The organism is Melaminivora alkalimesophila, from assembly GCF_000282995.1.
In the GTDB taxonomy this organism is placed as follows: domain Bacteria; phylum Pseudomonadota; class Gammaproteobacteria; order Burkholderiales; family Burkholderiaceae_C; genus Melaminivora; species Melaminivora alkalimesophila.
On the sequence record NZ_ALEE01000386.1, the window covers coordinates 1 to 1,005 of the forward strand.

1 protein-coding gene and 1 pseudogene are annotated in these 1,005 nt (G+C 74.4%); one reads left to right on the forward strand and one right to left on the reverse strand.

The window, feature by feature from the left end:
* Positions 1 to 417 (forward strand): annotated as a pseudogene (locus A612_RS17365) (hypothetical protein); the annotation flags it as partial.
* A gap of 24 nt (positions 418 to 441) precedes the next feature.
* Here A612_RS17365 and A612_RS07460 read toward each other — a convergent pair.
* On the reverse strand, positions 442 to 1,005 hold a 564-nt coding region (locus tag A612_RS07460; protein WP_241209530.1), incomplete at its 5' end, for an OB-fold nucleic acid binding domain-containing protein.

The window sequence follows — 1,005 nt, forward strand, 5'->3', positions numbered from 1 at the left end:
GCGGCCGCCAATCGCCGCCAGCTGCAGGAACGCGGCCGCACGCCCGGCCACGACAGCGCAGACGCCCAGGCGGCAGGCGATGCCAGCGCGGCCGCCGCCCTGGCGCAGGCCCACAGGTACCATCGTGGCGAGGGCGTGCCGGCGAACTTCGTCGAGGCGATCCGCTTCTACCGCCTGGCCGAGCAGCGCGGCAGCGCCGAGGCCCACCGGATGCTGGCCCTGATTTATTCCCGTCCGGCCCCGGGAGGCGGGGTGGACGTCGCTTGGATGCAGCAGCTCGCGCGCGCCGACGCCAGCTCGTCCATCCCCACTTTCGGCAGTCCGGTCGCCGCCCATGCCCTGCAGCGCGAGCCGACCCCGCTGGTGGACCTGCTGCCCCCGTTCTGGCGTCGCCAGCTGGGCGCCCTGGGGGAGTGAGGCGAAGGCGCCGAGGGGCGCGGTTCAGTGGAAATCGCGGCTGCCCCCCAGCACCTGCGCCAGGCGCCCGAGCAGGGGCGTGCAATCGAGGAAGCGCTCGGCCACCAGATTGCACACGGCCGTGCCAGAACCGGGCTCGTCCTGTCGCTGCCAGCGCCCCTGCACCGCCAGCAGGCGCGCACGCAACACCGGCTCGCGCCAGCGCGCCAGCACCGTGGGCCAGACGATCACGTTCACCGGGCCGGTCTCGTCCTCCAGGGTGAGGAACAGCGTGCCCCCCGCCGAGCCCGGGCGCTGGCGCACGGTGACGATGCCGCAGGCCCGCACCTGGCGACCCTGCGGCAGCGCGCGCAGCTGCAGGGCCGTCCGAACGTCCATGCGCTGCAGCCGCGCGCGCAGCAGCGCCAGGGGATGGCGGCGCAGCGTCAGTCCGGTGGCCGCATAGTCCAGGGTGATGTCCTCGCCCTCGGGGGCAGGTGCCAGGGCAGGAGCATCTTCGTGTACCGGCGCCGCCCGCAGCAATCCCTGCGCGCCCAGCTGGGCCGCGGCGTCCCACATCTGCCGGCACTGGTGGGTCAGGGGATGACG